Annotated in this window: 2 protein-coding genes; both read left to right on the forward strand. The window is 72.2% G+C overall.

Annotated elements, in window-relative coordinates:
* On the forward strand, nucleotides 1–810 hold an 810-nt coding region (locus AC1D2K_RS34065; protein ID WP_478094769.1), incomplete at its 5' end, for a DUF58 domain-containing protein.
* A partial coding sequence (locus tag AC1D2K_RS34070; protein WP_478094771.1) for a TgpA N-terminal domain-containing protein occupies nucleotides 804–1,855 on the forward strand: 1,052 nt, incomplete at its 3' end. The genes AC1D2K_RS34065 and AC1D2K_RS34070, both read left to right, overlap by 7 nt.

Consider the following 1,855-nt stretch of genomic DNA (forward strand, 5'->3'; position numbering starts at 1 on the left):
ATCAACTACCAGCTCAACCTGGGCTACCTGCTGACCTTCCTGCTGGCGGGCAGCGTGGCGGTCGGGATGCACGTGTGCCATGGCAYGCTGCGCGGCCTGGCGATGCACCTGATGGCGCCCGAGCCGCGCTATGCCGGGGCCGCCGCGGTGTTCCGCGTGGTGCTCGACAACACGCGCCGCAGCACGCGCTACGGCATCGGCCTCGCGGTGCACCGCAGCGGCCAGTGGGCCTGGTGCGACGTGCCGGCCGAAGGCAGCGCCACGGTCGAGGTGGCCTTCAAGCCAAGGCGCCGCGGCCTGCATCCGGTGCCGACGCTGACCGCCGAAACCCGGTTTCCGCTCGGCACCTTCCGCGTCTGGACCGTGTGGCGGCCGGCCTCGCAGGTGCTGGTCTATCCGGCGCCGGAGGTCCATCCGCCGCCGCTTCCGGCGGGCGAGCCGGCCGGCCAGGCCGCGTCGGCCGCGCTGCGCACGCATCTGGCGGGCGAGTACGACGGCGTGCGGGCCTACAGGCGCGGGGACCCGCTGAAGCTGGTGGTGTGGAAGCGCGCGGCCCAGGCGCAGGCCGCGGGCTCCGAGGACCTGGTGAGCCGCGACACGCAACAGGCGCAGCGGCAGGAACTCTGGCTCGACGCCCAGGCGGCGGGCCTGCCCGACTCGGAGGCGCGCCTGTCGCGGCTCTGCGCCTGGGTGCTGATGGCGGATCGGCTGGGCGTGGACTATGGCCTGCGCGTCGCGGGCCGCGTGGTGGCGCCTTCGCAAGGCGAAGCCCACAAGCGGCAGTGCCTCGAGGTGCTGGCCCTATGCTGAACGCGAGGCTCCAGGCCCTGCCGCGGGACGCCAGGGACACGCTCTTTCTGCTGGCCGTCATCGGCCTGATCCTGCTGCCCCAGATCTCCAACCTTCCGTGGTGGTGCAGCACGCTCGCCGCCATCGTGCTGTTCTGGCGCGGAACGCTGGCGGTCCAGGCCCGCCCGCTGCCGGGCAAAGGCTGGCGCATCGCCCTCCTCGCGCTGACGCTGGTCGCCACCTACGCGACCCATCGCACGCTGCTGGGCCGCGACGCCGGCGTCACGCTGGTGGTGATCCTGCTGGCGCTCAAGACGCTGGAGCTGCGCGCCCGGCGCGACGCCTTCGTGATCTTCTTCCTGGGCTTCTTCACGATGCTCACGAATTTCTTCTATTCGCAGTCGCTGGTGACGGCCTGCGCGATGCTGCTGGCGCTGCTGGGCCTGCTGACCGCGCTGGTCAACGCCCACATGCCGGTGGGCAAGCCGCCGCTCGCCCAGGCCGCCCGCACGGCCGGCTGGATGGCGCTGCTGGGCGCGCCGATCATGCTGGTGCTGTTCATGCTGTTTCCGCGCATGGCGCCGCTGTGGGGCACGCCGAACGACGCCATGACCGGACGCACCGGGCTGTCGAACACGATGCGCGTGGGCGCCATGGCCGAGCTCGCGCTCGACGAAGGCATCGCCGCGCGCATCCGCTTCGACGGCGACCTGGTACCGCCGCGCGCCACCCTCTACTTCCGCGGACCGGTGCTGACGCAGTTCGACGGCCGCGAGTGGACCGCCCCGCTGCCTTTCTCGCGCAGCTTCGTGCCGCAGAATCTGCGGGTGCGCGGTCCGGCCACCGGCTACGAGGTCACGCTCGAACCCGCCAACCGGCCCTGGGTGCTGACGCTGGACGCCGCGTCGAGGCGGCCCGAGCTGTCCGACTACGAGTTGTTCGCGACGCCGGAGCTGCAGTGGATCGCGAACCGCCCGATCGGCGACCTGGTGCGCTACCGGGCCGAGAGCTTCACGCAGTTCGAGAGCGGCCCGACGCGCCGCACCGCGGCGCTGCAAGGCTACGT

It is taken from the genome of Variovorax sp. P1_H12_2, assembly GCF_056405335.1.